At 64.9% G+C, this 25,752-nt stretch carries 21 protein-coding genes; 7 read left to right on the forward strand and 14 right to left on the reverse strand.

The window, feature by feature from the left end; genetic code table 11:
• Position 1 precedes the first annotated feature (1 nt).
• The 12 genes from IV501_RS12275 to rpoB all read right to left on the reverse strand — a co-directional run bounded on the left by IV501_RS12275 (position 2) and on the right by rpoB (position 18,785).
• Positions 2-670, reverse strand: a complete 669-nt coding sequence (locus IV501_RS12275; protein WP_200556622.1) for a PilN family protein — start codon at positions 668-670, stop codon at positions 2-4.
• Positions 667-1,713 (reverse strand): type IV pilus assembly protein PilM, encoded by a 1,047-nt coding sequence (pilM, locus tag IV501_RS12280; protein ID WP_200556623.1) that lies wholly within the window; start codon positions 1,711-1,713, stop codon positions 667-669. The genes IV501_RS12275 and pilM overlap by 4 nt, the downstream gene beginning before the upstream one ends.
• A 23-nt stretch (positions 1,714-1,736) precedes the next feature.
• Positions 1,737-2,567, reverse strand: a complete 831-nt coding sequence (locus IV501_RS12285; RefSeq protein WP_200556624.1) for a prepilin peptidase — start codon at positions 2,565-2,567, stop codon at positions 1,737-1,739.
• Complete coding sequence (locus IV501_RS12290) at positions 2,564-4,141, reverse strand: hypothetical protein (protein WP_200556625.1); 1,578 nt, start codon at positions 4,139-4,141, stop codon at positions 2,564-2,566. Before IV501_RS12290 ends, IV501_RS12285 begins: the two co-directional genes overlap by 4 nt.
• Positions 4,138-4,779, reverse strand: coding sequence for a prepilin-type N-terminal cleavage/methylation domain-containing protein (locus tag IV501_RS12295; RefSeq protein ID WP_200556626.1), 642 nt, complete (start codon positions 4,777-4,779; stop codon positions 4,138-4,140). Before IV501_RS12295 ends, IV501_RS12290 begins: the two co-directional genes overlap by 4 nt.
• Positions 4,772-5,407, reverse strand: coding sequence for a type IV pilus modification PilV family protein (locus IV501_RS12300; protein ID WP_372430754.1), 636 nt, complete (start codon positions 5,405-5,407; stop codon positions 4,772-4,774). Before IV501_RS12300 ends, IV501_RS12295 begins: the two co-directional genes overlap by 8 nt.
• 95 nt (positions 5,408-5,502) lie before the next feature.
• On the reverse strand, positions 5,503-5,922 hold the full coding sequence (locus IV501_RS16600) for a prepilin-type N-terminal cleavage/methylation domain-containing protein (RefSeq protein ID WP_200556628.1): 420 nt from the start codon (positions 5,920-5,922) through the stop codon (positions 5,503-5,505).
• A 256-nt stretch (positions 5,923-6,178) separates the two neighbouring features.
• On the reverse strand, positions 6,179-7,399 hold the full coding sequence (locus IV501_RS12310) for a type II secretion system F family protein (RefSeq protein WP_307812270.1): 1,221 nt from the start codon (positions 7,397-7,399) through the stop codon (positions 6,179-6,181).
• Positions 7,399-9,441 (reverse strand): type IV pilus twitching motility protein PilT, encoded by a 2,043-nt coding sequence (locus IV501_RS16605; RefSeq protein ID WP_307812271.1) that lies wholly within the window; start codon positions 9,439-9,441, stop codon positions 7,399-7,401. The genes IV501_RS12310 and IV501_RS16605 overlap by 1 nt, the downstream gene beginning before the upstream one ends.
• A 55-nt stretch (positions 9,442-9,496) precedes the next feature.
• Positions 9,497-11,167, reverse strand: a complete 1,671-nt coding sequence (locus IV501_RS12320) for a GspE/PulE family protein (RefSeq protein ID WP_200556629.1) — start codon at positions 11,165-11,167, stop codon at positions 9,497-9,499.
• Between the two features lie 179 nt (positions 11,168-11,346).
• Positions 11,347-15,228, reverse strand: a complete 3,882-nt coding sequence (locus IV501_RS12325; protein ID WP_200556630.1) for a DNA-directed RNA polymerase subunit beta' — start codon at positions 15,226-15,228, stop codon at positions 11,347-11,349.
• Positions 15,229-15,275: 47 nt separating this feature from the next.
• Complete coding sequence (gene rpoB / locus IV501_RS12330) at positions 15,276-18,785, reverse strand: DNA-directed RNA polymerase subunit beta (RefSeq protein WP_200556631.1); 3,510 nt, start codon at positions 18,783-18,785, stop codon at positions 15,276-15,278.
• A gap of 369 nt (positions 18,786-19,154) precedes the next feature.
• Here rpoB and IV501_RS12335 point away from each other — a divergent pair, with 369 nt between their 5' ends.
• The 4 genes from IV501_RS12335 to IV501_RS12350 all read left to right on the forward strand — a co-directional run bounded on the left by IV501_RS12335 (position 19,155) and on the right by IV501_RS12350 (position 21,786).
• Entirely contained in the window at positions 19,155-20,018 is an 864-nt protein-coding gene (locus IV501_RS12335) for a spermidine synthase (protein ID WP_200556632.1), read from the forward strand.
• 45 nt (positions 20,019-20,063) lie between these two features.
• On the forward strand, positions 20,064-20,579 hold the full coding sequence (locus IV501_RS12340; protein ID WP_200556633.1) for a hypothetical protein: 516 nt from the start codon (positions 20,064-20,066) through the stop codon (positions 20,577-20,579).
• Positions 20,580-20,583: 4 nt separating this feature from the next.
• Positions 20,584-21,048, forward strand: coding sequence for a SprT-like domain-containing protein (locus IV501_RS12345; protein WP_200556634.1), 465 nt, complete (start codon positions 20,584-20,586; stop codon positions 21,046-21,048).
• Between the two features lie 150 nt (positions 21,049-21,198).
• Entirely contained in the window at positions 21,199-21,786 is a 588-nt protein-coding gene (locus IV501_RS12350) for a CGNR zinc finger domain-containing protein (protein ID WP_200556635.1), read from the forward strand.
• 89 nt (positions 21,787-21,875) lie between these two features.
• On the opposite strand, the gene IV501_RS12355 is transcribed toward IV501_RS12350, so the two are convergent.
• Together IV501_RS12355 and IV501_RS16205 are read right to left on the reverse strand one after the other, a co-directional pair.
• Positions 21,876-22,181: a DUF427 domain-containing protein gene (locus tag IV501_RS12355; RefSeq protein ID WP_200556636.1), complete on the reverse strand. Its 306-nt coding sequence runs from the start codon at positions 22,179-22,181 to the stop codon at positions 21,876-21,878.
• Positions 22,182-22,232: 51 nt separating this feature from the next.
• Positions 22,233-22,772, reverse strand: a complete 540-nt coding sequence (locus IV501_RS16205) for a 2-phosphosulfolactate phosphatase (protein WP_200556637.1) — start codon at positions 22,770-22,772, stop codon at positions 22,233-22,235.
• Positions 22,773-22,871: 99 nt separating this feature from the next.
• Between IV501_RS16205 and IV501_RS12365 the strand changes: the two genes are divergently transcribed.
• The 3 genes from IV501_RS12365 (at position 22,872) to IV501_RS12375 (ending at position 25,679) form a co-directional block, all read left to right on the forward strand.
• On the forward strand, positions 22,872-23,354 hold the full coding sequence (locus IV501_RS12365; protein WP_200556638.1) for a hypothetical protein: 483 nt from the start codon (positions 22,872-22,874) through the stop codon (positions 23,352-23,354).
• On the forward strand, positions 23,351-23,965 hold the full coding sequence (locus IV501_RS12370; RefSeq protein WP_200556639.1) for a DUF1684 domain-containing protein: 615 nt from the start codon (positions 23,351-23,353) through the stop codon (positions 23,963-23,965). Before IV501_RS12365 ends, IV501_RS12370 begins: the two co-directional genes overlap by 4 nt.
• Positions 23,966-24,173: 208 nt before the next feature.
• Entirely contained in the window at positions 24,174-25,679 is a 1,506-nt protein-coding gene (locus IV501_RS12375; protein WP_200556640.1) for a DEAD/DEAH box helicase, read from the forward strand.
• Positions 25,680-25,752: the final 73 nt, after the last annotated feature.

The following is a 25,752-nucleotide window of genomic DNA, read 5'->3' on the forward strand; positions in this document are numbered from 1 at the left end:
TCTACTTCTTCTTCGCGTCGAACTGTTTGGCGAGCGCCTTGTCGCCGATGAGAAGGCTCACCGCGACGGTGTAACGCCCGGTGTCAGGGACCAGCGTGACGCTCCCGGGCATCGCTCCCAAGAAGCCGGGGACGCTAGCGAGGTTGTCGAGCCAATCGGAGATCGGCGCCTGCGGGCTGTCCGCGGTAATGGTGAGGATCGCGGCATGCTTGACGGTCGTCGTGTCGGCCGACGCGTCGGCGGCTGCGCCATCGAGCTGGGCGCTGAATCCCGTGATCGTCATCCCCGCGGGGAGGGTGTCCCCCACCGCCGTGAGGTAGGGCTCCCAGAGGATCTGGCCGTCAGCGGCGATCGGCTGCGCGGCGGTGATTCCGTCGACCTGGCTCTGCAGCGTCGTCACCTCGCCGAGCTTCGCGCGTTGAGCGGACAGCAGGGCGCTTCTCGCCTGTTCGCTCGCCAATTGCGCGGCGGACCCGGCGAGCGAAACCACCGCGACCCCGGTTGCGAGGACCACCATCACGACGACGATTACGAGGGCAGCAAGGAGGCGTCGCCGAACTGCGCGCTCCTTCTTGCCCTGAATGACCTCGGGCGGCAGGAGATGAACCCGGGGGCTGGCTCCGAGGGTGATGACGTCGCTCATCGGACGTCCGAGTGTGATGGCGCTCATGCTGCACTCCCCAAGGCCAGTCCGATTGCTACAGAGGAGCCGCGGAATCCGTCGCTGACGGTCTTCTCGGCGAAGCGACCGACGGTCACGCTCGCGAGCGGGTCACCGATAGTGACGGGCAGACGCGTGTATTCCGAGAGCGCATTGCTGAATCCGGAAAGTTGAGCGCCCCCGCCGGAGAGAATCACTCGGCCGATGGCGTCATCCGCTGCACGAGTTCCGGCGTAATAGGTGAGCGTGTTCCGCAAACTGCTGATCAGCTCGCCGGCATGCTCGTACATCGCGACGATCGCGGCCTGCTCGTCGGCCGTCGTCGGAGTCGCGGCAAGACCGAGCGTGCGCTTGATCGCCTCGGCTGCGTCCAGAGTCAGGTTGAGCTTGGTCGACAGGGCAGCGGTGAGATCGTCCCCGCCGGTCGGAATGATGCGGACGAATTGCGGAACGCCGGCGGACGAGACCACGACGATCGTGGTGTTCGCCCCCACGTCGATCATTGCCGCTGTGCCCATATCCCCTGCGCTCGAGAGAACCCGGGTGAGGGCGAACGGCACCAGGTCGACATCGACCGGGTTGAGCCCGGCGAGCTGCGCGGCCCGCACGTTGCCGAGAACCGCATCTTTGAGCGCCGCGACCAACAGTCCGTGTACGACGGGACCGTTAGCATCCGTTCCCTCGCTGATCGGATAGAAGTCGAGCAGCGCGTTCTCCGTGGGGAACGGCAGCAGTTCCTGAACGTGGAACGGAAGGGACTCGCGGATGCGCGCGAGCGGAGCCTTGGGCACCGTGAGGTCTCGAGCGAGCACCCGCGAGTTGCCGATGCCCAGCACGACATCCTTCGACGAGAACCCTCCCGTCGACCACAGCTGGCGAAGGGCCGTCGCGACGGTGCTCGGCTCCATCACCTCGCCGCGCAAGACGGCACCCTCGGGCAACGGCACCGAGTGGTACCGCACCAGGGTCTGTTTGCCCTTGACGTTGGTCGTGAGCTCTGCCGCTCGGATGGCGTTGGCGCTGATGTCCAGCCCCACAATTGTCTTCCCCATCATTTCCCCCTAGTAGTGATCAGTTATGCGGCCGCGAGGCCGAAGAGTCTGAGGTAGCCGTCGAAGACGGAGCTGCCGAGAGCAACGCCGAACCAGGCCCCGATGAGCATCCAGGGTCCAAACGGGATGCCGCTCTTGCGGTTCGCGCGGCGAGCGACGATCAGTACGATCGCGAACAGGCCCGCCAGGATGAACGCGGCGAACGCTCCAACGGCGAACGCTCCCCATCCGGTCCAGCCGAGGTAGAGACCGATCACACCGGCGAGCTTGACGTCGCCGAGCCCCATTCCCGCCGGGTACACGAAGGCCATCGCGAAATAGGCGACGAACAGAATGGCCATGCCGATAGCGGCACGGATCAGAGGCGCGTAGTCGCTCGAGATGATCGCGGCGGCTGAAAGGAGCACGATGCCCACGAGGTAGCTCGGCAGCACGATTGCGTTCGGCAGCCGATGCGTGTCGATGTCGATCATCGCCAGAGCTATCGAGATTGCCGCAAAGTAGAGGAATGCCACCAATACCAGCAGAGCGGATGTCGCTTCCGCGCCGTTGGATAGTGCGGCGAGCGGTGCGCCGAGCAAGGCGGCGACCCCGGCGAACGCGATGCCGGTGACGAGTTCGATGATCGGGTAGCGCGCCGAGATCGGCGTCGCACAGGAGCGGCACTTACCGCGCAGAACCAGCCACGAGAGCACCGGCACGTTGTCGTACCCGGCGATTCGCGAGCCGCAGTTGGGGCATGCACTCGGCGGCGACACGATCGATTTGCCGGCCGGAACCCGGTAGATGACGACGTTGAGAAACGATCCGATAAGCAGGCCGAGCGCACCGGCGATGACGATGACGGCGATCACTTGCTGTACTCCCTATAGCTACTGACATCGGAGTCAGTGTAGGAAGCGGGGGCGTTCCACTTCTGTTCGAGCCCACCGTTACAGGCCGCCATGATCATCTTCGACCACTTGCCCGCGGTGTAGGTGTCCGTCGCGTCGACCGAGAGGCAGCGGCTGGTGGACTTGTCAACGAACACGTAACTCGTCGAATACGTGCCGGTGTCGAGGAAGCGGGTCCACTTCTGGCTGGTGGCCAGCGGGTTGCTGCACAGGGTGAAGGTGACGAACTTGCCGCTCGACGCGGGTGCAGTGAGGCAGTACTTGTTCGAGTCTGTCTTCGTCCCGCCGTTGTACACGTAGATGGCCTGGTCGGCGACGGACGTCGCCGGGAGGACCGGCTCGGTGTAATACCACTTGTGGTTCCAGAGCAACTGCGTGCCGGTGCCGGTCGGGTCCTGCTTGCACGGGTAGCTGATCATGAACGAGCTTGTGACTACCTGATCCGTGACGTCGGCGCAGCGCCCGAATTCCTTGTAGTTGACCATCTGGAAGGTGAGAGCGCTCGCCGCGCCCGCGCCCACAGCGGTCGACGGCGAGAATCCGCCGCTGCAGCCGTCCCGCACCGCGAGAACCGATCCTGCTGCGATGGCACCGGGAGACAGGCAGAAGTTGGTGTTGCTGGTGTTGGTCGAATTCTGACCGACCCAGGTGTTGGATCCGACCCAACTCCACAGCTGCGTCCAGCGCGAGGCGTCGGACTTGCAAGCGGTCAGCGTGGCGGACCCCGCGAGCGCCGCGGTGTTCGTGGTGTTGGTCGGACTCGTTATGCAGAGCGGAGATTGACCGGCGACGAGAGTGCTTGCCAGCTTGATCTCGTAGTCCTTATCGTAGACCCAGAGCTGAGTCGAGTCGTTCGCCGACTTGCAGTCTGCGGGGGCCTTCAGGGTGATCTGCGATCCGACCGTCGCCGAGGTCGCCTGCAGGCAGTACGTGTTGCCGTAGTCGTAGATTCGACCACCGGCGATATTGACGTTCGTGACCTTGAACTTGTACACGGCCGAGATGTGACGGTCGCCGATAGTCGCATCGGTCATTCCCGGAATGGCAGCCCCGAGGCCGTCTGCTTGCGCCAAGGCGTACAACGGCTGGCTGGTGCCGGGAAGCACGGTACCCGTGCAGTCCATATCGTTGGCATTCTGCCAGGTCGAGTCTTTGCCGGTGGGATCGGCCATGAAGTACTTCATCGTGACGGAGTACGTCGAGGTCGCGTCGCTGCCGTCGACCTTGCCGCTGATCGTGCATGGCAGGTTCGCCCGAAGCCCGGTGATCTTGCCGGTCGTGATGTCTGTCTTGCTCAGCGATCGAACGACTCCGAGTGCCGCCTGCAGACCGGCCTGCGCCGAGTAAACGGTCTTGGTGCTCTTCTGCGCAGTGTAGACCGGCATAGCCTGCGACAGGATGACGCTGAGCAGCACGACCGAAAGTCCCGCGACCAGCACCATGAAGAGCAGAGCGCTCAAGAGGGCAACACCCTCGTCGTCTCTCCGCCGCATCCGGATGCTCATCTGCTGCCGCGCGAGGGTCAGCCGCCTCACGGTCGGTACCCACTGAAGGTACACACCGGGGTGAGCGGATCGTTACTTGTCGATTTGATGGAGCTGTTGCGGGCAAAGAACGTGGTGCTTGCGGAGGCTCCGGAATCGAGCGCGCTGTTGCCCGCATCGATGGTCAGAACGAGCTGCTGTCGTGGAGAGTCACTGATGTTGGCGGGGATGAGTTGGAAAGGATGCGTCGCGACGCCGTCGTTGATGACGTTCTCCAATTTGGTCGACCAGGCGGTCGCGTTCGTGGGCGATCCGTCCGACCACTGCCGCGAATCGAGCTCTTGGTTTATGACGTCAAACCGCCACTGGATGCAGGTGGTCGCGCCACTCGCGCTGCTCGGGGCGGGGATCCGGAACTCGACGTAGCGCGTGCCTGAGGTTCCCGCTCCGGGGTAGTTGATCGAGTCGGCGTACCGCACCTGACGGTCCATGTTGCCGAAGACGACGAGCGTGCTGTTCGTGGACTCACCGACCAGTTGGGTGCGAGTTGCGCTCCGCGACAGCGCCACGATTGTCGTAAGCAGAATCGCGATGAAAACAGTGAAGACCGCCATGGAGACGAGGAGCTCGATGAGCGTGAAGCCCGCGTCGTCCCGACGCGCATCAGCGCGCTTTCGTCGCTCATCCATTGGTAGTCCATTCGAGATCCGCGTGGGCGTCGAGCAGTGTGGTCACCGCGTACGAGCATGGGCTGGCGGTTGAGCAGCCCTGCCCGCCCGTCCAGCGCACCAGAACGACTACGCGGGTGAGCGGGGTATATCCAGGAAAGCTCGTGGGAAGCGTCTGCGATGACGGGAGCTTTGTGCAATCGCCGCCGGCCGTCTGGCCCGGCATGGTGCCGAGTTTTTGGAAGCAGGTGCCGATCACCGTGGTGATCTTGTACACCGTTCCGTCCTGCGTCTGGGTGTCATTGATCGGCACCTTCTGCGCAGAAGGAAGCGGGAGCGAGTGGTCATATTCCTGATAGGTGTTCGCTACCGCTGGGATGGAGCTATTGGCGACAAAACTTGCGGTGACATCGCTGGCAGAACGCCCGCTATAGATCAGTCCGGCCGGAAGACCACTCACCTGTTCCATCGCGTCATTTGCGACCGTGACGGCGACGGCTTGGTGTTGCTGAGTTACAGAGCCAGTAGTGCTCGCGATAGCCAGGCCCGTCGCGGCCGTAGCAACAATGCCCATGATGCTGATCGCGACGATCACCTCGATGAGGGTCATGCCCTCGTCGGAGCGGTCAGGCTGTGGAACGCAGCACATCACATTTTTCCCTGAGATTCGTCGGGCTGGCGAGTATCGACTGCGAGAGTTCGGGGCCCCTCGCGGGACCCCGAACGGTTGCTTCTATCGATCCGTTAGCCCGCCCAGGTTTGCAATCCACCCTTTGAACTGTCGAACGTCTGGTTGCCCGTCACGTTGGAGTTGCTCCCGAGAATCGTGTAGCCGTTTGCGGTAGCCGTAACCGTGATCGTGTTGCCAGGCGTTACCTTGAACGGCGCGCTAGCCGTGGTCGAAGTAAACGCGGTTCCAGGGAACTTGTCGTAGGACCCGTTATTTTGTGTGCCGTAGGTCTCGACCGCCACAGCGGCGTTCTTGAGGTCGGATCCAACGGATGCCTTCCACGCGCTCTGGCGCTGGTTGAGGAACACCGGGATCGCGATCGCGGCGAGGATTCCGATGATGATGATGACGACGAGGAGCTCGATCAGCGTGAAGCCCTTGTCGCCCTTTTGCAGTGCCGCGTGACGCTTGGCCACCGACTGGTTGAATCGCATGAACATAGTTTTTGTTCCTGTCTGGGATGTGTGCTGCTGCGGACAGGTGGCCCCCTAATGAAATGCCCCCTGGCAGCAATATTCCCCGAGCGTCACTCCCCCGTACATCCCACAAACAGGGGTACTATCAGCATTTTTCGCCCCCAGTGCGGGGGTGACCAGGCCGTTTTCTACCCACCATGCATTCCAAATGTGGAATACGACTTTGTCACAATTACTCCGGAGACGACTTCGGAGTGATCGGGTTTGCGGCGAATTACTTGATCTGGTTGAAGATGGTGAAGATCGGCATGTACAGAGCCACGATCATGCCACCGATGATCGTGCCGATCACGGCGATCATGAGCGGCTCGATCAGCGAGGTGAGTGCCTCGGCGGTGGCCGTGACCTCCTCGTCGTAGAAGTCGGCGATCTTGGTGAGCATGGTCTCGAGCGCCCCGGAGTCCTCGCCCACGGCGATCATCTGCACGACCATGGCGGGGAAGATCGGCTGCTCGGCAAGCGGGCCGGCGATCGAGTTGCCGGTGCGCACCGAGTCTTGCACCTTCTTGAGCGCGTTCTCGATCACCCAGTTGCCGGAGGTCTCCCCCACGATGTTGAGTGCCTGCAGAATCGGCACGCCGGCGCCGATCATGGCGGCGAAGTTGCGGGTGAACCGCGCGACAGCGACCTTCGCGAAAAGCCCACCGAAGACCGGGATCTTCAAGCGAAGCGGATCGAAGATCGACCGCACCTTCTCTTTGTCCTTGTTGAACTTCCACCAGAGGCTCGTGCCGATGAGCACCACGGCCAGCAGGGGCGCGATCCAGATCATGTTCTGCGACAAGGTCACCAGAATCTGGGTCGGGATCGGTAGCTGCCCGCCGAGGCTGGTGAACATCGCCTGGAACACCGGGACGATGAAGATCAGCATGGCGATCACCGCCACGAAAGCCATGATCAGTACGGCGACGGGATAGGTGAGCGCCGACTTGATGGTGGCGCGCAGCTTGACGTCCGACTCAAAATTTGCAGCGATCGATTCGAGAGCCCCGTCGAGGAATCCGCCCGTCTCCCCGGCGCGCACCAGATAGATCATGAGGCGCGGGAAGATGCGCGGATGCTTGGCGAAGCTCTCCGAGAGCGAGACGCCGCTCTCGATATCGGACCGAACCTCGGCCAAAGTCAAAGCGAGCTTCTTGTTCTCGGTCTGACTGGCGAGGATCGTCAGCGTCTTCAGCAGCGACAGACCAGCGGCGATCATTGTCGCCATCTGCCGGCTCATGATCGCGAGGTCTTTGAGCCCCACTCCCTTGCTGAGAAACGAGATCTCCATGTTGAGACCCGTTCCGTCTTTCGCCTCCGAGATCGAGGTGGGCGAGACGCCCATTGCTCGCAACCGCAGAGCGGCGTTCGACTCGGTGGCCGCATCCACCTTGCCCTTGACAACCTTGCCCGCGGAGTCTCGGCCCGTGTAGGCGTACGCCAGCGTCGCCACTACTCGGCCTTCCTGGAGTAGACGTCACCGAAGTCGATGCCCGACGTTGCCATGGCGTTCGCCGCGGCATCCGTGGCACTCTCCGCCCGATGGATGAGTAGCTTGAGCGACTCGGCATCCTGCGCCTTGTCCATCGCGGCCTTCACCGTGATGGTGCCGGCGTTGGCGAGGTCGGCGAGGTGCGAATCCATGGTGTGCATGCCGTGGTCGCGACCCGCCTGCATCGCCGAGGCGATCTGATAGGTCTTTCCTTCGCGGATCAGGTTGTTGATCGCGGGCGTGGCGATCAAGATTTCGGTGGCGACGACTCGGCCCTTGCCGCTCGCGCGCTTGACGAGGGTCTGACACACCACGCCCTGTAGGGTCGCCGCGAGCTGCGAGCGCACCTGCCCCTGCTGATGGGGCGGGAAGACGTCGATCACTCGGTCGATGGTCTGAGCCGCGTCCTGAGTGTGCAGGGTTGCGAACACGAGGTGGCCGGTCTCTGCCGCGGTCAGTGCCACCGAGATGGTCTCGAGGTCTCGGAGCTCACCGATCAGGATGACATCCGGGTCCTGCCGCAGAACGTGCTTGAGCGCGCTGGCGAAGCTGTGGGTGTCTGGACCGACCTCTCGCTGATTGACCAGCGACTTGTGGTTCTTGTGCATGAACTCGATGGGGTCTTCGACCGTCACGATGTGATCAGCACGCGTGCGGTTGACCAGGTCGATGAGGGCTGCGAGCGTCGTCGACTTTCCGGAACCGGTCGGTCCCGTCACCAGCACCAGGCCTCGGGCGAGGGTGGCGAAGCGGGCGACACTGTCGGGCACACCCAGATCTTTCAGCTGCACGATGTCCGTTGGGATGAGACGAAATGCGGCCCCCATCGCGCCGCGCTGTTGATACACGTTGACGCGGAAGCGAGCGTTCGCCGACACCGTGTAGGCGAGGTCGAGTTCGAGCTGTTCGTCGAACGTCGCCTTCTGTTCGTCGGTGAGGATGCTGGTGAGGGCGGCAGCGACCTTGTCCTTGTTCCAGACCGACAGTCCGTCGACGGGGCGCAGACCACCATCGACGCGAATCATCGGGATCGCGTTGGTGGTGACGTGGAGGTCGGATGCCCCGAGCCCCAGCACCTCGGTGAGCGCCGCAATGAGTTCCGGATCGGCCTTCGCGCGGAAGGCGACACTCTCGGCGTCCATTGGAAGATCGAAAAAGCCCTCGTTCTGATCGACCACGTCCGGAAGGACGGGAATCGCCGGGGCGACGAAGGCCGCGGCTGGCTCGGGGATCGGTGTCGGGACGATCGCGGGCGTCCCCGTCGGAGCTGCGAAATTAAGTGCGGCCGCGGTCGGTGCGGTGAAGGGCTGGACTGGTTCCGGCCGGATGGGTTCCGCCGCAACGGCCTCCTCGACGATCGGCGGACCGACCAGCGGATCGACCGGCTTCTCGCCGGCGGCTTCGCGTGCAAGGAACGCCGCCCGACGACGCTCCGACAAGATCACAGGTTGTGGCATGGCGACATCCGGAACCGATTCCGGTACGGTCTCGGCTGCTGCGGGCACGCTCGGCTCTGCAGCCACCGCACTGGCAAATGGCTCCCCGACGATGTTCGGAAACATCTCCTCGACATAGGAGTTGCTGAAGGTCTCGGCCACCGGCTTGTCGAAGGTGCCGTAGTCGAACGACGGCGTCGGTTCCGGCATCCACCCGGCGGTGTAATCGGGAGTCGGGGCAGAGAAATTCGTCCCGGGCGGCCCGGCGAACGAACCAGGCGCCGGAAACTGCGGTTCGCCGGTCGGCTGCGTGAAGGGCTGCGCGCCAGCGGGAGGCGGGAAGCTGGCTCCGGCCGGTGCCGGAAACCCCGCCGCGCTCTGGTTCGGGTTCAGCGTCACTGCGCCTGGCGGCGGAGGGAACGACGCGATGTCGGGTGCGACGATGCCGTCGGTCGACTGCGGATAGACGGTCGGCGGCATCCGGAACTCCAGAGCATCCGCTGCCTCATCCGCCGCCCGCTGGGCTGCCTGGGCATCCCCCAACGGAATCTCGTACGGCTGATTCATGTGCTTTCCCCTCGTGTTGCACTTGACCTGTCGATGACACCCCCGCGCCATCGGATTACGCGACGACGCGAAGAATCTCTTCGATCGACGTCAAACCCATCTGTGCTTTGGCCCATCCGTCTTGGCGGAGGGTCAGCATGCCCTCGCGCATCGCGACGTTTTTGATCTCCGCGCTCGACGCGCGAGCGACGGCCAGACGCTCGATGTCCTCCGTGACGGTCATGATCTCGTGAATGGCGATGCGACCGCGGTATCCGGTGTTCGAGCAGACCGAACATCCGATCGCGCGGTGCAGCGTCGGCATCGGGAAGTCGGGATTGAGTCGGAATCCGACCGCGGCGAGGTCGTTGAGCTCGGCGACGTACGGCTCCTTGCACCGGTCGCACAGTCGACGGGCGAGACGTTGTGCGACCACCGAGTCGAGCGCAGATCCGACCAGGAAGGGCTCGATTTCCATTTCGGTGAGGCGAGTGATCGCACTGGGAGCGTCATTGGTGTGAAGAGTGGAGAGCACGAGGTGGCCGGTGAGCGAAGCCTCGATGGCGATCTGTGCAGTCTCGTGGTCGCGGATCTCACCGAGCAGCACGACATCCGGGTCGGAGCGCAGGATGCTACGCAGGGCGCTTGCGAAAGTGAGCCCCGCCTTGACGTTCACCTGCACCTGGTTGATCCCCGCCATGCGGTACTCCACCGGGTCTTCGACCGTGATCACGTTGATCTCGGGCCGTGCGACCGTATTGAGTGTTGTGTAGAGCGTTGTCGACTTGCCGGAACCCGTCGGCCCGGTGACCAGAATCATTCCGTAGGGCTTCGTGTACGACTTCTTGTACGCCGCGGCGTTGCGCTCGAGTAGACCCAGGTCGGAAAGCTGCATGCTCGAACTCGAGTTGTCGAGGATTCGCATGACGACCTTCTCGCCCCAGACCGTCGGCAGGGTGGCGACGCGGAGGTCGACCTTGCGGCCGGCGTGGACGACGGAGAGCCGACCATCCTGCGGCTTGCGGCGCTCGGAGATGTCGATGTCACTCATGATCTTGAGGCGCGAGATGACGCCGTTCTGGATCTGCTTCGGCGCCTGCTGCATCTCGTGCAGCACGCCGTCGATGCGGTAGCGGACGCGCATATCGTGCTCCGCGGGCTCGATGTGGATGTCCGAGGCCCGGTCTTGGATCGCCTGGCTGATGAGCAGGTTGACGAAACGTACGATCGGCGCGTCGTCTTCCAGCGCCTCGGTGCCTGTGGCGACGACATCCGCTGACGGACGGCTCTCTTCCTCGATTGCGGTGGTGAGCTGGTCGAGCTCCCCGTCCGCACGCAGGAATCGGTTCATCGCATTGCGGAGGTCTTGGCGCTCCGCCACCACCACCGCAATGTGCATCCGAGTTGCTGCGCGGATGTCGTCCAGGGCGAAAACGTCGCCCGGATCGGCCATTGCCACGGTGAGGGTCTCGCCGTTCACAGTGATCGGCAGAAGGTCGTGTCGGCGGCAGAGCAGGGCGGGGACCAGCGTGATAGCGGTGCGATCGATCGGGAAGTCGAGCAGTTCCACGAACGGCAGCCCCGCCTGCGCGGCGCGAGCGGATGCCACCTGCGCGTCGCTCAGCACACCTCGGTCGACCAGGCCGACGATGGCCAGCTCCTCCGTGGTGGGATCGCCGGTGAGGTCATCCAGGCTCTCGATGGGCATGAGGCCACGGATGATCAGGATTTCAGCCAAGGATGACATCGCGCCCCTTCCATTCGGGTAGGGGCAACTGAAGAATTCCCCCCGGAAAGGCCAACGGTATCCCGGCGTCTCAGAGACGGACAGACCCGCTTTAGGGGGTGGAGAACCCGCTCTCACCAGGGCTTAACAGGGAAATGGCCCCTCGCGATAACGCGAGAGGCCATTCCTTGAGGTACTGCTTAGTTGTACGTACCCGGCGTGTAGTCGTCCGACGAGAAGCTGTCGAAGTCGACGAAGCTCAGGTCGGCCTCACTGAACGACGCGTCGTCCGTGAAGATACGGTTCGGGTACCGCTCCGCCTTGGCCTCGTCGGTCGCCTCGACGGCGACGTTGCGGTACTTCGGCAGACCCGTTCCGGCCGGGATGAGCTTTCCGATGATGACGTTCTCCTTGAGCCCCATCAGCGGGTCGGACTTGCCCTCCATGGCGGCCTGCGTGAGAACACGCGTGGTCTCCTGGAACGACGCGGCCGACAGCCACGACTCGGTCGCGAGCGACGCCTTGGTGATACCCATGACCTCCTGGCGAGCGGATGCCGTCTTCTTGCCCTCGGTGAGCGCGGAGCGGTTGAGCTCGTTGTACTTCAGGCGGTCGACGAGCTCACCGGGCAGGAGTCCGGTGTCGCCGTGGTCGACCACGGTGACCTTACGGAGCATCTGGCGCACGATGACCTCGATGTGCTTGTCGTGAATCGGCACACCCTGCGAGCGGTAGACGCCCTGCACACCATCGACGAGGTGCTGCTGCACGGCACGGACACCGCGAACACGAAGAACTTCCTTCGGGTCGATGGCGCCCACGTGTAGCTGCTGTCCGAGCTCGACGTGCTGGCCATCCTCGACGAGGAGGGTCGCGCGCTTGAGCACCGGGTAGGCGATCGGCTCGTCACCGTTGTCGGGGGTCAGGATCAGCTTGCGGCTGCGGTCCGTGTCCTCGATCGTGATCTTTCCGGCGGCCTCGGCGATCGGGGACGCACCCTTGGGGGTACGAGCCTCGAACAGCTCGGTGACGCGGGGAAGACCCTGGGTGATGTCATCCGCGGATGCCACACCACCGGTGTGGAAGGTACGCATGGTCAGCTGCGTACCGGGCTCGCCGATCGACTGGGCCGCGATGATGCCGACGGCCTCTCCGATGTCGACGATCTTGCCGGTGGCCAGCGAGCGACCGTAGCAGACGGCGCACACACCGACGGCAGACTCACACGTGAGGACCGAACGGACCTTCGCGTGGGTGATGCCGTTGTCGATGAGCTCCTGGATCAGCACGTCTCCGACGTCGTCGCCAGCCTTCGCCACGACCTTGCCGCTCGCGTCGACCGCGTCCTCGGCGAGGGTACGGGCGTAGAGCGAGTTCTCGACGTTGGCGTCGCGCACCAGCACACCATCGGCACCGACGGTCGCGACCAACAGGTCGAGACCCTTCGAGGTGCCACAGTCGTCTTCGCGGATGATGACATCCTGCGAGACGTCCACCAGACGACGGGTGAGGTACCCGGAGTCGGCGGTGCGCAGTGCGGTGTCGGCCAGACCCTTACGAGCACCGTGGGTCGCGATGAAGTACTCGGCGACCGAGAGCCCTTCGCGGTAGCTCGAGATGATCGGGCGGGGGATGATCTCACCCTTCGGGTTCGACACGAGGCCACGCATACCGGCGATCTGACGAACCTGCATCCAGTTACCGCGGGCACCGGAGGTGACCATGCGGTTGATGTTGTTGTTCGACGGCATGTTGTCTTCCATCGCCTTGGCGACTTCGGCGGTTGCCTTGTTCCAGATCTCGATGAGCTCCTGGCGACGCTCGGCGTCGGTCGTGAGGCCCTTCTCGAACTGGGTCTGAACCTTCGCGGCCTGCTTCTCGTAGCCACCGATGATCTCGCGCTTGGTCGGCGGGGTCAGGATGTCGGAGAGTGCGACGGTCACACCGGAGCGGGTAGCCCAGTGGAAACCGGCGTCCTTGATCCGGTCGAGCGCAGCGGCGACCTCCACCTTGGGGTACCGCTCGGCGAGATCGTTGACGATCGCGGAGAGCTGGCCCTTGTCGGCGACGGCCTCGACGTACGGGTAGTCGGCGGGAAGCGTCTCGTTGAAGATCGCACGACCGAGGGTCGTGTTCACCAAAACGGGCTTGCCAGCCTCGAAACCGGCCGGCTCTTCACCCTCGGCGAAGGCGACATCCGACAGACGGATGCGCACCTTGGCGTTGAGGTCGAGCGAGTGCTGGTCGAACGCCAGGATCGCCTCGGAGATCGAGGAGAAGGCGCGGCCCTCACCGGCGACCTCGCTCTTCAGCGTGGTCAGGTGGTGCAGACCGATGATCATGTCCTGCGTAGGCAGGGTGACCGGGCGGCCGTCGGAGGGCTTCAGGATGTTGTTCGATGCGAGCATCAGGATGCGCGCCTCGGCCTGGGCCTCGACGGACAGCGGAAGGTGCACTGCCATCTGGTCACCATCGAAGTCGGCGTTGAACGCCGCGCAGACGAGCGGGTGAAGCTGGATGGCCTTGCCCTCGACCAGCTGAGGCTCGAAGGCCTGGATGCCGAGACGGTGAAGCGTAGGTGCGCGGTTCAGCAGCACGGGGCGCTCGCGGATGATCTCCTCGAGCACGTCCCACACCTGCGGACGCGAACGCTCGACCATGCGCTTGGCGCTCTTGATGTTCTGAGCGTGGCTGAGGTCGATCAGGCGCTTGATCACGAACGGCTTGAACAGCTCGAGTGCCATCTGCTTGGGCAGACCACACTGGTGGAGCTTGAGCTGCGGTCCGACGATGATGACCGAACGACCGGAGTAGTCGACGCGCTTTCCGAGCAGGTTCTGGCGGAAACGACCCTGCTTACCCTTGAGCATGTCGCTCAGGGACTTGAGGGCGCGGTTGCCGGTACCGGTGACGGGGCGACCACGACGACCGTTGTCGAACAGTGCGTCGACGGCCTCCTGCAGCATCCGCTTCTCGTTGTTGACGATGATCTCGGGGGCACCGAGGTCGAGCAGACGACGAAGACGGTTGTTGCGGTTGATCACACGACGGTAGAGGTCGTTGAGGTCGGAGGTCGCAAAGCGGCCACCGTCGAGCTGCACCATCGGGCGCAGCTCCGGCGGGATGACCGGGACGACCTCGAGCACCATGGCGGCCGGCGAGTTGCCGGTCTGCAGGAAGGAGTTGACCACGCGCAGTCGCTTGATCGCGCGGATCTTCTTCTGGCCCTTGCCGTTGGCGATCTGGTCGTGCAGGTCGTCGCTCTCGGTGGCGAGGTCGAAGGCCTGGAGGCGCTTCTGGATGGCCTCGGCGCCCATGTAGGCCTCGAAGTACACGCCGAAACGGTCCTGGAGGTCGTGGAAGACGGAGTCTTCCGGCTTCAGGTCGCCGACCTTGAGGTTGCGGAAGTCATCCCACACGCGCTCGAGCTGAGCGATCTGCTCGTCGAACGACTTGCGGACCTGACCCATCTCCTTCTCAGCGGCGTCTTTGGTGCGACGCTTCTGGTCTGCCTTCGCGCCCTCTTCTTCCAGAGCGGCGAGGTCGGTTTCGAGGCGCTGCAGGCGCTCGGCGATACGGGAATCGCGCTGGCTCTCCAGTTCCTTGATCTCAAGGCGGATCTCGTTCTCGAGGCCGGGCATGTCATCACGACGGCCCTCCTCGTCGACGGAGATGACCATGTAGGCGGCGAAGTAGATGACCTTCTCGAGGTCTTTCGGCGCCATGTCGAGCAGGTATCCCAAGCGCGACGGAACGCCCTTGAAGTACCAGATGTGGGTCACGGGTGCGGCGAGCTCGATGTGGCCCATGCGCTCGCGACGCACGGAGGACTTGGTGACCTCCACGCCACAGCGCTCACACACGATGCCTTTGAAGCGCACTCGCTTGTACTTACCGCACGAGCACTCCCAGTCACGGCTCGGTCCGAAGATCTGCTCTCCGAAGAGGCCATCCTTCTCGGGCTTCAGCGTGCGGTAGTTGATCGTCTCGGGCTTCTTGACCTCACCGTGCGACCAGCGACGGATGTCGTCAGCGGTAGCCAGGCCAATACGCAGCTCATCAAACGTTGTTACGTCGAGCAATTTTTCTCCTACTTTGAAAAGGTGTCGTTGTCGTAGTTGGCCGGCTGTTAGATCTCGTCGATCGACGAGTTCTCGAACCGGGCGGAGATGTTGATGCCGAGCTCCTCAGCAGCACGGAAGACCTCGTCATCCGTGTCGCGCAGGCTGACCGCCGTGCCGTCCGCCGAAAGAACTTCGACGTTGAGGCAGAGCGACTGCATCTCCTTGATGAGCACCTTGAAGGACTCCGGGATGCCCGGCTCCTGGATGTTCTCACCCTTGACAATGGCTTCGTAGACCTTCACGCGGCCCAGGATGTCATCGGACTTGATCGTGAGCAGCTCCTGCAGCGCGTATGCGGCGCCATAGGCCTCGAGAGCCCAGACCTCCATCTCTCCGAAGCGCTGTCCACCGAACTGCGCCTTTCCACCGAGCGGCTGCTGGGTGATCATCGAGTAGGGGCCCGTCGAGCGTGCGTGGATCTTGTCGTCGACAAGGTGGTGCAGCTTCAGGATGTACATGTAACCGACGGAGACCGGCTGCGGGAACGGCTCGCCGGAGCGGCCATCGAACAGCTGGGTCTTGCCGGACGAGTCGATCAGGCGAACACCGTCACGCGTCTTGTTGGTCGAGTCGAGGAGTCCCTCGATCTCGCTCTCAAGCGCGCCGTCGAACACCGGGGTCGCGACCTTCGTGCCAGGCTCCGCCTTGCGAGCGTTCTCGGGGATCTTCTCGGCCCACTTGGGCTTGCCCTCGATCTCCCAACCCTGCTTGGCGACCCAACCGAGGTGGACTTCGAGCACCTGGCCGAAGTTCATGCGGCCGGGGATACCGAGCGGGTTCAGGATGATGTCGACCGGAGTTCCGTCGGCGAGGAACGGCATGTCCTCGACCGGCAGGATCTTCGAGATGACGCCCTTGTTGCCGTGACGACCGGAGAGCTTGTCACCCTCGGTGATCTTGCGCTTCTGGGCGATGAACACGACAACGCGCTGGTTGACGCCCGAGCCAAGCTCGTCGTCGCCGTCCTGCGAGTCGAACACCTTGACGCCGATGATCGTTCCGGCCTCACCGTGAGGAACCTTGAGCGAGGTGTCGCGCACCTCGCGGCTCTTCTCGTTGAAGATTGCGCGCAGCAGGCGCTCCTCGGCCGAGAGCTCGGTCTCGCCCTTCGGCGTGACCTTTCCGACCAGGATGTCGCCGGGGCGAACCTCGGCACCGATGCGGATGATGCCGCGCTCGTCGAGGTCTGCGAGCAGCTCCGGGCTCACGTTGGGGAGGTCACGGGTGATCTCCTCCTTACCGAGCTTGGTGTCGCGCGCGTCGACCTCGTACTCCTCGATGTGAATCGAGGAGAGCACGTCATCCTTCACCAGGTTCTGGTTCAGGATGATCGCGTCTTCGAAGTTGTGACCCTCCCACGGCATGAACGCCACGAGCAGGTTCTTTCCGAGCGCGAGCTCGCCGTTCTCGGTGGCGGGTCCGTCGGCCAGAACCTGGCCGGCTTCGATCCGCTCGCCGGCGGAGACGATGACGCGGTTGTTGTACGACGTGCCCTGGTTAGAGCGGTCGAACTTGCGCAGGTAGTAGTCCTGCGTTCCACCCTCGTCGAGCTGGATGGTGACGACGTCGGCGGAGACCTCCGCGACGACACCGGCCTTGTCGGCGGTGACCACGTCACCGGCGTCGATGGCCGCGTAGCCCTCCATACCGGTTCCGACGACCGGGCTCTCGCTGCGCAGCAGCGGGACGGCCTGGCGCTGCATGTTCGCACCCATGAGGGCGCGGTTTGCATCGTCGTGCTCGAGGAAGGGGATGAGCGAGGTCGCGACCGACACCATCTGGCGCGGGGAGACGTCCATGTAGCCGATCTCCTCGATCGGGAACAGGTCGACCTCTCCACCCTTGCTCCGCGCGAGGACGCGCGGGTCAGCGAAGCGGGCGTCGGAGGTCAGCGGCGCGTTGGCCTGGGCCACCACGTACTCGTCCTCTTCGCTCGCGGTGAGGTAGTCGATCGTCTCGGTGACCACGCCGTCGACGACGCGACGGTACGGAGTCTCGATGAAACCGAAGGAGTTGATGCGCGCGAACGATGCGAGCGAACCGATCAGACCGATGTTCGGGCCTTCCGGGGTCTCGATCGGGCACATGCGGCCGTAGTGCGAGGGGTGGACGTCACGAACTTCGACGCCGGCACGCTCACGCGACAGACCACCAGGGCCCAGGGCCGAGAGGCGACGCTTGTGGGTCAGGCCCGCGAGCGGGTTGTTCTGGTCCATGAACTGCGACAGCTGCGAGGTTCCGAAGAACTCCTTGATCGCTGCGACGACGGGGCGCACGTTGATCAGGGTCTGCGGGGTGATCGCCTCGATGTCCTGCGTGGTCATGCGCTCGCGAACGACGCGCTCCATGCGGGACAGACCGGTGCGCACCTGGTTCTGGATGAGCTCACCGACGGCGCGGATGCGACGGTTACCGAAGTGGTCGATGTCGTCGACATCCAGACGGATGTCGACGGCCTTACCATCGCGGATACCCGGAAGTGTCTTCTGCTCGTCGTGCAGGGCGACCAGGTACTTGATCGTCGCGATGATGTCGCGCTGGCTGAGCACGGAGTCGCTCAGCTGAGCGTCGATCCCGAGCTTGCGGTTGATCTTGTACCGGCCGACCTTGGCGAGGTCGTAGCGCTTCGAGTTGAAGTAGAAGTTGTCGAGCAGCGCACGCGCGGCCTCGGCGGCAACCTGCTCGCCCGGGCGCAGCTTGCGGTAGATGTCCTTGAGCGCCTCTTCCTTGGTGAGGATGTTGTCCTTCTCCAAGGTGAGCTCGATCGACGAGAAGCCCTTGAACTCCTCGAGGATCTCCTCGCTCGTCAGGCCGAGGGCCTTGAGGAAGACGGTGACGCTCTGCTTGCGCTTGCGGTCGATGCGAACGCCGACCTGGTCGCGCTTGTCGATCTCGAACTCGAGCCATGCACCACGGCTCGGGATGATGCGAGCGGAGTAGATGTCCTTGTCGGAGGTCTTCTCCTGCTGGCGCTCGAAGTACACGCCGGGCGAACGGACGAGCTGCGACACGACGACGCGCTCGGTGCCGTTGATGACGAAGGTGCCCTTCGGGGTCATCAGCGGGAAGTCGCCCATGAAGACGGTCTGAGTCTTGATCTCACCGGTGAGGTGGTTCATGAACTCGGCCTCGACGTAGAGAGGAGCGGAGTAGGTCTTGCCCTTCTCCTTGCACTCGTCGATCGAGTACTTCTTCTCTTCGAGGAAGGGGTTGGTGAACGACAGCTGCATCGTCTCGCCGAGGTCCTCGATCGGGGAGATCTCTTCGAAGATCTCCTCGAGGCCGGTGAGCGAAGGGAGGTCCTGACGGCCCTCGGCCTTGGCCTGCGCCGCGCGTTCCTTCCAGATGTCGTTGCCGACCAGCCAGTCGAAGCTCTCGGTCTGCAGTGCTAGCAGATCGGGAACTGTAAGCGTGTCGGTGATCTTCGCGAACGAGACGCGCTCTGCAGAGCGACCGTTCTTAGGAGATCCGTTCTTCGATGAGTTCGTGGTGGATGCGTTGCGAGCAGCAGCCAAGGAAATAACCTCCGGTGGCGGGTCTAGCGCCAGTTGCAGTCGGTGATGGATCGCCCCAGGGGTGCCGTGCTGTAGAGCACAGAGCCAACCGCAATATGAAGGCAGAGAAATCCTGGGAGCGCAAAGAACCACTATAGGACGGAAAGACGCGCCGAGTCAACCAAATGCTTGACCAATTTATCGGCGAGGGCTATAAGACCCGGCCCGGACATCCGCTCTCCCCGGTATTTTCGGAGCCTCCCACCCCTGAGTTGCATGTTTTGGCTGTTCTCGACCGCTCAAAACAGCCAAAACATGCAACTCACCGATGAGACGAGGGAGGCGGATGACCGCGGCGGGTGCACCGGTGCCGTGTGGCAGCATCGAGGCATGACCGAATCGCCCTCGACGACCCTGAAGCTGAGCGGATTCCACGCGGTCATCGAGCCGGACCGCTGGGTTCCCGGCGCCTTCACCCTCGTCGTCGACGGCACGCCGCAGTCGCACGTGAACCTCGACGATCCGACTCAGCTGTTCTTCGAGTACATCCAGCGCATCGGTCACGTCATCGACCAGCTGCGGATGCCTGGCGAACCGATAACCGCCGTGCACCTGGGCGCCGGCGCGTTCACCCTTCCGCGCTACGTCGAGGCGACGCGCCCGGGGTCGCGCCAGCAGGTCATCGAAATAGAGTCGGATCTCGTCGACCTGGTCCGCGCCCACCTCCCCCTCCCCCGCAACGCCTCCTTGCGAGTGCGCCACGGCGACGCGCGCGAGGTGATGGAGAAACTGCCGTCCGGGCTGCGCGGCGAGGTCGATCTTCTCGTCGTCGACGTGTTCAGCGGCGCCCGCACCCCGGCCCACGTCACCAGCGTCGAGTTCTACCGCGAGGCGGTCTCCCTGCTGAAGCCCGACGGCGTGATCGCGATCAATGTGGCCGACGGCCCCGGGCTCGCGTTTGCCCGCGGACAGGCCGCGACACTCCTCGCGGTGACGGATGACGTGGCCGCCCTCGCCGAGACCCAGATCTTGAAGGGTCGCCGCTTCGGCAACATCGTGCTGGTCGGGTCACCGAGCCCGCTGCCCCTGGAGTGGATGCCGCGCCTGCTCGCCGGCGGACCGCATCCGTCGAAGGTGGTCGCCGGCGCCGAACTGCGCAACTGGATCGCGGGTGCGCAGATCGTCACCGACGCCACCGCGGTGCGCTCGCCACCGCCGGCGAAGAGCATCTTCCAGGTCGGTAACCGCGACTGACCGCAGCGCTGCGCGGCGATGACGGCGGAGCCGGTTAACCTCGTAGTGATGATCACCGGTTACGACCCGCAGACCCTGCGCGAGCTAGTTGACGTGCCCGCTGTCGAGGCGCGGCTGGCCGCGCTCGGCGACAGCCGCAGCACCGACGTGCTCGGCGAGAAGGCAGTACTGCTGCGCCTGCTCGGCCGCCTCGACGAGGCTTTGGCCACGGCGGAACAGGCCTTTCGCCTCGAACACTTCTCCGGCGACCGCGAGCGCCTCACCCGGGCACGGATGCGGCGGGCTCAGGTCTTCCAATTCTCCGGGCAGCTCGAGCGCGCCCTGGCCGAGATGACCGCCGCCCGCCGCACCGCTGCGGGAGAAGAGTGGTCGTCGACCGAGGCCTTCGCAGCGCAGCACGAGGGCAAGATCCTGTTCGACCTCGGCAGGTTCAGCGAGGCCCGCGAATCTGTGGCCCACGCGCTGGCCGTGCGCGAACGCATCCAGGCTCCGGCCGAGCAGATCGAGTCCTCGCTGTTCGCGCTCGGGGTGATCGAGAGACGCATCGCCGAGGGCAGCTGACCCGATGGCCGAACTCGCGCGGGTGCGTCACTGGGCCGATGCCCTGATTGCGCTGCACCTCGACCCCAGCTGGAGCTTCGGGTTCGATGCCGCGAAGACGCGCGCCGGACTGTGCAACTACACCGACCGCCGCATCTCGGTCTCGCGCCACCTCGCCACCCGCTACGAAGACGACGAGATCCATCAGGTGCTGCTGCACGAGGTGGCCCACGCCATCGCCGGGTCGCGCGCCGGGCACGGGCCGAAATGGAAGAAGGTTGCAGCCGAACTCGGGTACGAGGGCAAACGCCTTCACGACGGGGCGATCGCGAACGACCTCGCGCCCTGGGTCGGGAGCTGCCCGGCCGGTCACCAGCACTTCCGTTACCGCGCCCCGACCCGGGTGCTGGCCTGCGGACGCTGCGCCAAACGCTTCGACCCCGCCAACACGATTACCTGGACCAAGCGCCTGGTCGCGAAGGCGAGCTGACCGGCGGCATCCGGAACCGTCCGCCAACAGGATCAGATCGTCAGATCATCCGTCAACAGGTCAGATTCGGCAATTTCGGGGCGGCCATCATGTTGGCGGATGGGCCGGCGTCGCCATAGCAGGTCGGGGAGGCGCCGGTAACCGGACATAATGGTTACCGTGAATACCGGTCAGTGGTTCGTCTCCAGCGAGGGCGCGCAATGGTGGTTCGACTCCGGAGCGGTGTCCCTCGACTTCGCCTATACCGGGGCGATGGGCGACGATCCTGCATGGGAAGACCTGCACGGTCCAGCGGACCTCGGCGAGTGGCTGGCGGGTCGGTACCCCCGGGTCGACCCGAGCGCCACGGCCGGCGATCTCATCGATGCGAAGGCACTGCGCCGGTCGATCGCCAACATCGCGCTCGCTCTCAGCCACGACCGCGAACCGCAGCCGGATGACGTCGACACGCTGAATCTCTTCGCAGCGACCCCCAACATCCCGCCAGCACTCGCCGGCGGCAATCGCCAGGCCGGACGCTCGGCCGTCCGCCCCGGACAGGCCCTGGCGACCATCGCCCGCGACGCCGTCGAGCTATTCACCGACCGGGCCGGCGGTCGCCTGCGCGAGTGTGCGGCGGATGACTGCGCCCTCGTGTTCTACGACGAATCCCGCTCGAACAACCGCCGCTGGTGCTCGATGCAGCGCTGCGGCAACCGCTCGAAGGTGCGGGCGCACCGGGCGCGGTACGGGGCTTAACGCGCCGAGCGCTGCCGGATCGGTCGAGCACCGCCGACCATTCGGCAGCACCCGTTCGATCCGACAGCGCTCGCTTAGTGCGTGCTGACCTACTCGGTGATCTGAACTTCTTTCCAGAAAGCCACGTAGTTGCTGAAGTCCTTGCCGTCGGTGCGGGCGAAAGCGGTCTCGTACGGGTGCGGGTAGCTCCAGGCGCGGTCCTGCAGCACTGCATCGCCATTCTTCACGGAGAAGTACTGGCACGCGCCCTTCCACGGGCAGGTGTACGGGGTCTTGCTCTCGACCAGGAACTCCGACTTCACGCTGGCCGGCGGGAAGTACCAGTTGCCCTCGATCTTGATCAGGTCTTCCTTGGGGGCTTCTGCGATGACGTTTCCGTCGATGACTGCCTTCATGATGTGCTCCTCAGAGATTGTGCGGCCTCGCGGCCCGCGATTATCGCAACGCTACGCTCGGCCGACTGATTCCCGGGCGACGGAGTCGACATCCAGTTCGATCGCCCGGTCGATCTCGGAACGGCGGCCGCCTTCGGTCAGTGCCCGGCCGCTCGAGGAGGCACCGATCAGGTGACCGGTCGCGTTGCGCAAGCCGGCGAAAGCGGCGGATGCGGCGGCGGCTTCGGGCGAGCAGTAGTCGATTCCGAGGTCGGCGAGCGCATCGATCACCGCACCGGCCGCGAGCAGATCCTCCACGGCGAACCGGGGCGATCCGTCGGCCCAGCTCTCGCCCGCCGCGACCACGGCGACCATGAAGCGCTCGCCCCTGTCACCCTGCCGTGCCAACACCCACTCGGCCACGGCGCGACGGTTGCGAAGGCCGCCGATCACGAGCGGCACGGTCCCCGAGCCTGTCGAGGGGACCGCCGGCGGCGTCGACTCACCGAGCACGTCGACCCAGACCAGGGCGTCGGCATCGTGCCCGATCGCCTCGGCGCCGCGCACGCCCCACTCGAACCGGACCTGGTATTGCGTCTGTGCGAAAATCACGGGTTCGAGGGTAACAACTCGCGGGTTGAGTAGCGCAGGAGGGACATGAGGCCGCGTCGCGGCCTACTCAACCAGCCAACCCGGGCGCACAATGGGGTCATGCGCGTTCTGCTCAAGCTGGTCCTCGACTGCCCACCGGATGCCGCGTGGCGGGCCCTCCGCGACCCTGCGGTGTTTCGCGCCGTCTCGGCACCCTTCACGACGTTCACCACCGACCCGGGCGGGTTTCCGTCGGAGTGGTCGGAGGGGGAATACCGGGTGCGGGCGAAGGCATTCGGACTGTTCCCCCTCGGCGAGCAGGCCATCCGTCTGTCGTTCCAGAAGCGCCCCGAATTTCTCGACGCCGGCGACGTGCACATCGTGCGGGACGACGGCGGCGGGGTGCACGGTGCCCTCGCCGCGGTAACCAACTGGAGGCACAGCATGGCCGTCGCGCCGCTCGGCACGCGCACCCTCTACCGTGACCAGCTCGAGGTCTCGGCTGGCGCGCTCACCCTTCCGCTCTGGCTGTTCTACTGGGCATTCTGGCAGTGGCGCGGCCTGCAACTACGCCGGCTCGCACCGACCTGGAGCGCCGCATGACCGCCTTCGAGGTCGCCGACTGGCGCCGCCGCGTGTTCGCGCTCTACGCCGAGGTGCGCGCATCCACCGATCTGCCTGCCGCCCATGATCTCTGGCGGCGCGGGCGCGACGAACTGTTTGCGCAACATCCGTCGACCCCGCTGCTGCCCGACGACCGCGCCGAGTTCACGGGACTTCCGGTGCGGCCGTACGACCCGGACTGGCGCTTCACGGTCGAGGTGATCGACGCCGATCCGAAGCGGATGGATGTCGAAACCGGCACCGACGGGATCGTCCCGTTCGAGCGCATCGGCATCGCCGACGTGCCCGGGGTCGGCCCGCTCGATGTCTGGAAGCTCGGCAGCTACGGAGGCGGCATCTTCGTGCCGATCAAAGACGCACTGTCGCGCGTGCCGGGCGGCACCTACGGCGGCGGCCGCTACCTGATCGACACGATCAAGGGCGCGGATCTCGGTCAGGGCGCTGGGCCGAACTCCCTGGTCCTGGACTTCAACTTCGCCTACAACCCGTCGTGCGCGTACGACCCGGAATGGGCCTGCCCGCTCGCCCAGGCTGGCAACACCGTGGCGGTCGAGATCCCCGTCGGGGAGCGCTACTCCGGCAGTTATTAGCAGAGCGCGGGTGCTAAGCTGGGGTCACTTGCGAGATCATGACGATCTCCCTGCGTCGTTGAACGCTTACTCTTCTCCCGCAGATCATCACTGATCGAAACGGTTGTAGACACTTTCTCCGGCGATCGATTGCGGCCACCGCCGCTCTCGCCACTTCCCGTTCAGGCGCTTTCGTCGTCGTGCGGACCGATGCGAAAGCACCACATCCATGTCAGAAATCACCACCACTTTCGGCGCGCTCGGCGTGCCCCAGCCGATCGTCTCCGTTCTTGCCACGCAGGGCAAGGAGACGGCATTCCCGATTCAGGTCGACACCCTGCCCGACACCCTCTCGGGCCGCGATGTGCTCGGCCGCGGTAAGACCGGTTCAGGCAAGACGCTCGCGTTCGCCATCCCGATGGTCGCCCGCCTCGGCGGCGCCCTCTCCGGCGGCAAGCGCCGCCCGGGTCGCCCGCTCGGACTCGTGCTCGCCCCCACCCGTGAGCTCGCCACCCAGATCACCGCGGTCATCGAGCCGCTTGCCGACAGCTACGGCATGAAGGTCACCACGATCTTCGGCGGCGTCTCGCAGCAGCGCCAGGTCGCGGCCCTCAAGGCCGGTGTCGACATCATCGTCGCCTGCCCCGGACGCCTCGAAGACCTCATGAAGCAGGGCTTCGTCGGCCTCGACGCGATCGAGATCTCGATCCTCGACGAGGCGGACCACATGGCCGACCTCGGCTTCCTGCCGGTCGTCACCCGCATCATGGACAAGACCCCGCAGAGCGGACAGCGCATGCTGTTCAGCGCCACCCTCGACAACGGCGTAGACAAGCTCGTGCGCAAGTACCTCCACAACGAGGTTCTGCACTCGGTCGACGAGGCCAACTCCCCCGTCGCCGCGATGACCCACCACGTGTTCGAGACCGAGTCGGTCGAGAGCAAGAAGCTCCTCGTCGAGAAGCTCGCCTCCGGCACCGGTCGCCGCGTTCTGTTCATGCGCACCAAGCACCACGCCAAGAAGCTGGCCAAGCAGCTCACCGACTCCGGCATCCCCGCCGTCGACCTGCACGGCAACCTGTCTCAGGTGCAGCGCGACCGCAACCTGGCCGCGTTCTCCGCTGGTGACGTGCGCGTTCTGGTGGCAACGGATGTCGCGGCCCGCGGCGTTCACGTCGATGACATCGAGCTCGTGATCCACGTCGACCCGCCGGCCGAGCACAAGGCCTACCTGCACCGCTCCGGCCGCACGGCCCGCGCGGGCAAGGAGGGCGAGGTCGTCACGCTCGTGCTGCCGGCCCAGCGCAAAGACACCGCAGCCCTGCTGCGCAAGGCAGACATCACCGTCACCCCGCAGCAGGTCACCGCGGACTCCCCCGCGGTCGCCGCACTCGTGGGCGATGTCGCCGCATACGTGAAGCCCGCTCCCCGCGCTGCAGTGCAGCCGCAGGGTGCGCCGCGTCAGCGCCAGTCGCAGGGCGGCCAGACCCAGGGCGGCCGTTCGGCCGGCCAGGGACGCTCGCAGGGTGCCAACGCCCAGCGCAAGCGTGCCGTGCGCGAGGGCGGAGCGGCCTCGGGTGCTCCGAAGCAGGGCGGGCCGAAGTCGGGCGCCGCTCGCACCGGCGGGCAGCGCACCGCCAGCACCGGTGGCTCGCGCGCCTTCTACAGCACCGCATCGGGTTCAGCCAGCCAGGGTTCGCGCCCGGCCGGCGGTCGCACCCGCGCTCGCGGCTAGTCAGCTCTCCAGACAGCGCGCCCGTTTGTCATCCCCGCGGTAGGTACACCTGCCGCGGGGATGACAAACGGGC

Source organism: Lacisediminihabitans changchengi, from assembly GCF_016634425.1.
Taxonomy (GTDB): Bacteria; Actinomycetota; Actinomycetes; order Actinomycetales; family Microbacteriaceae; genus Lacisediminihabitans; species Lacisediminihabitans changchengi.

Coding starts and splice junctions, on each gene's coding strand:
- pilM (WP_200556623.1), bottom strand. CDS start 1,713: ATGGGGAAGACAATTGTGGGGCTGGACATCAGCGCCAACGCCATCCGA.
- IV501_RS16605 (WP_307812271.1), bottom strand. CDS start 9,441: ATGAATCAGCCGTACGAGATTCCGTTGGGGGATGCCCAGGCAGCCCAG.
- IV501_RS12295 (WP_200556626.1), bottom strand. CDS start 4,779: ATGGATGAGCGACGAAAGCGCGCTGATGCGCGTCGGGACGACGCGGGC.
- IV501_RS12300 (WP_372430754.1), bottom strand. CDS start 5,407: ATGTGCTGCGTTCCACAGCCTGACCGCTCCGACGAGGGCATGACCCTC.
- IV501_RS12350 (WP_200556635.1), top strand. CDS start 21,199: ATGGTTACCGTGAATACCGGTCAGTGGTTCGTCTCCAGCGAGGGCGCG.
- IV501_RS12345 (WP_200556634.1), top strand. CDS start 20,584: ATGGCCGAACTCGCGCGGGTGCGTCACTGGGCCGATGCCCTGATTGCG.
- IV501_RS12275 (WP_200556622.1), bottom strand. CDS start 670: ATGAGCGCCATCACACTCGGACGTCCGATGAGCGACGTCATCACCCTC.
- IV501_RS16600 (WP_200556628.1), bottom strand. CDS start 5,922: ATGCGATTCAACCAGTCGGTGGCCAAGCGTCACGCGGCACTGCAAAAG.
- IV501_RS12365 (WP_200556638.1), top strand. CDS start 22,872: ATGCGCGTTCTGCTCAAGCTGGTCCTCGACTGCCCACCGGATGCCGCG.
- IV501_RS12355 (WP_200556636.1), bottom strand. CDS start 22,181: ATGAAGGCAGTCATCGACGGAAACGTCATCGCAGAAGCCCCCAAGGAA.
- IV501_RS12375 (WP_200556640.1), top strand. CDS start 24,174: ATGTCAGAAATCACCACCACTTTCGGCGCGCTCGGCGTGCCCCAGCCG.
- IV501_RS12370 (WP_200556639.1), top strand. CDS start 23,351: ATGACCGCCTTCGAGGTCGCCGACTGGCGCCGCCGCGTGTTCGCGCTC.
- IV501_RS12335 (WP_200556632.1), top strand. CDS start 19,155: ATGACCGAATCGCCCTCGACGACCCTGAAGCTGAGCGGATTCCACGCG.
- IV501_RS12320 (WP_200556629.1), bottom strand. CDS start 11,167: ATGTCATCCTTGGCTGAAATCCTGATCATCCGTGGCCTCATGCCCATC.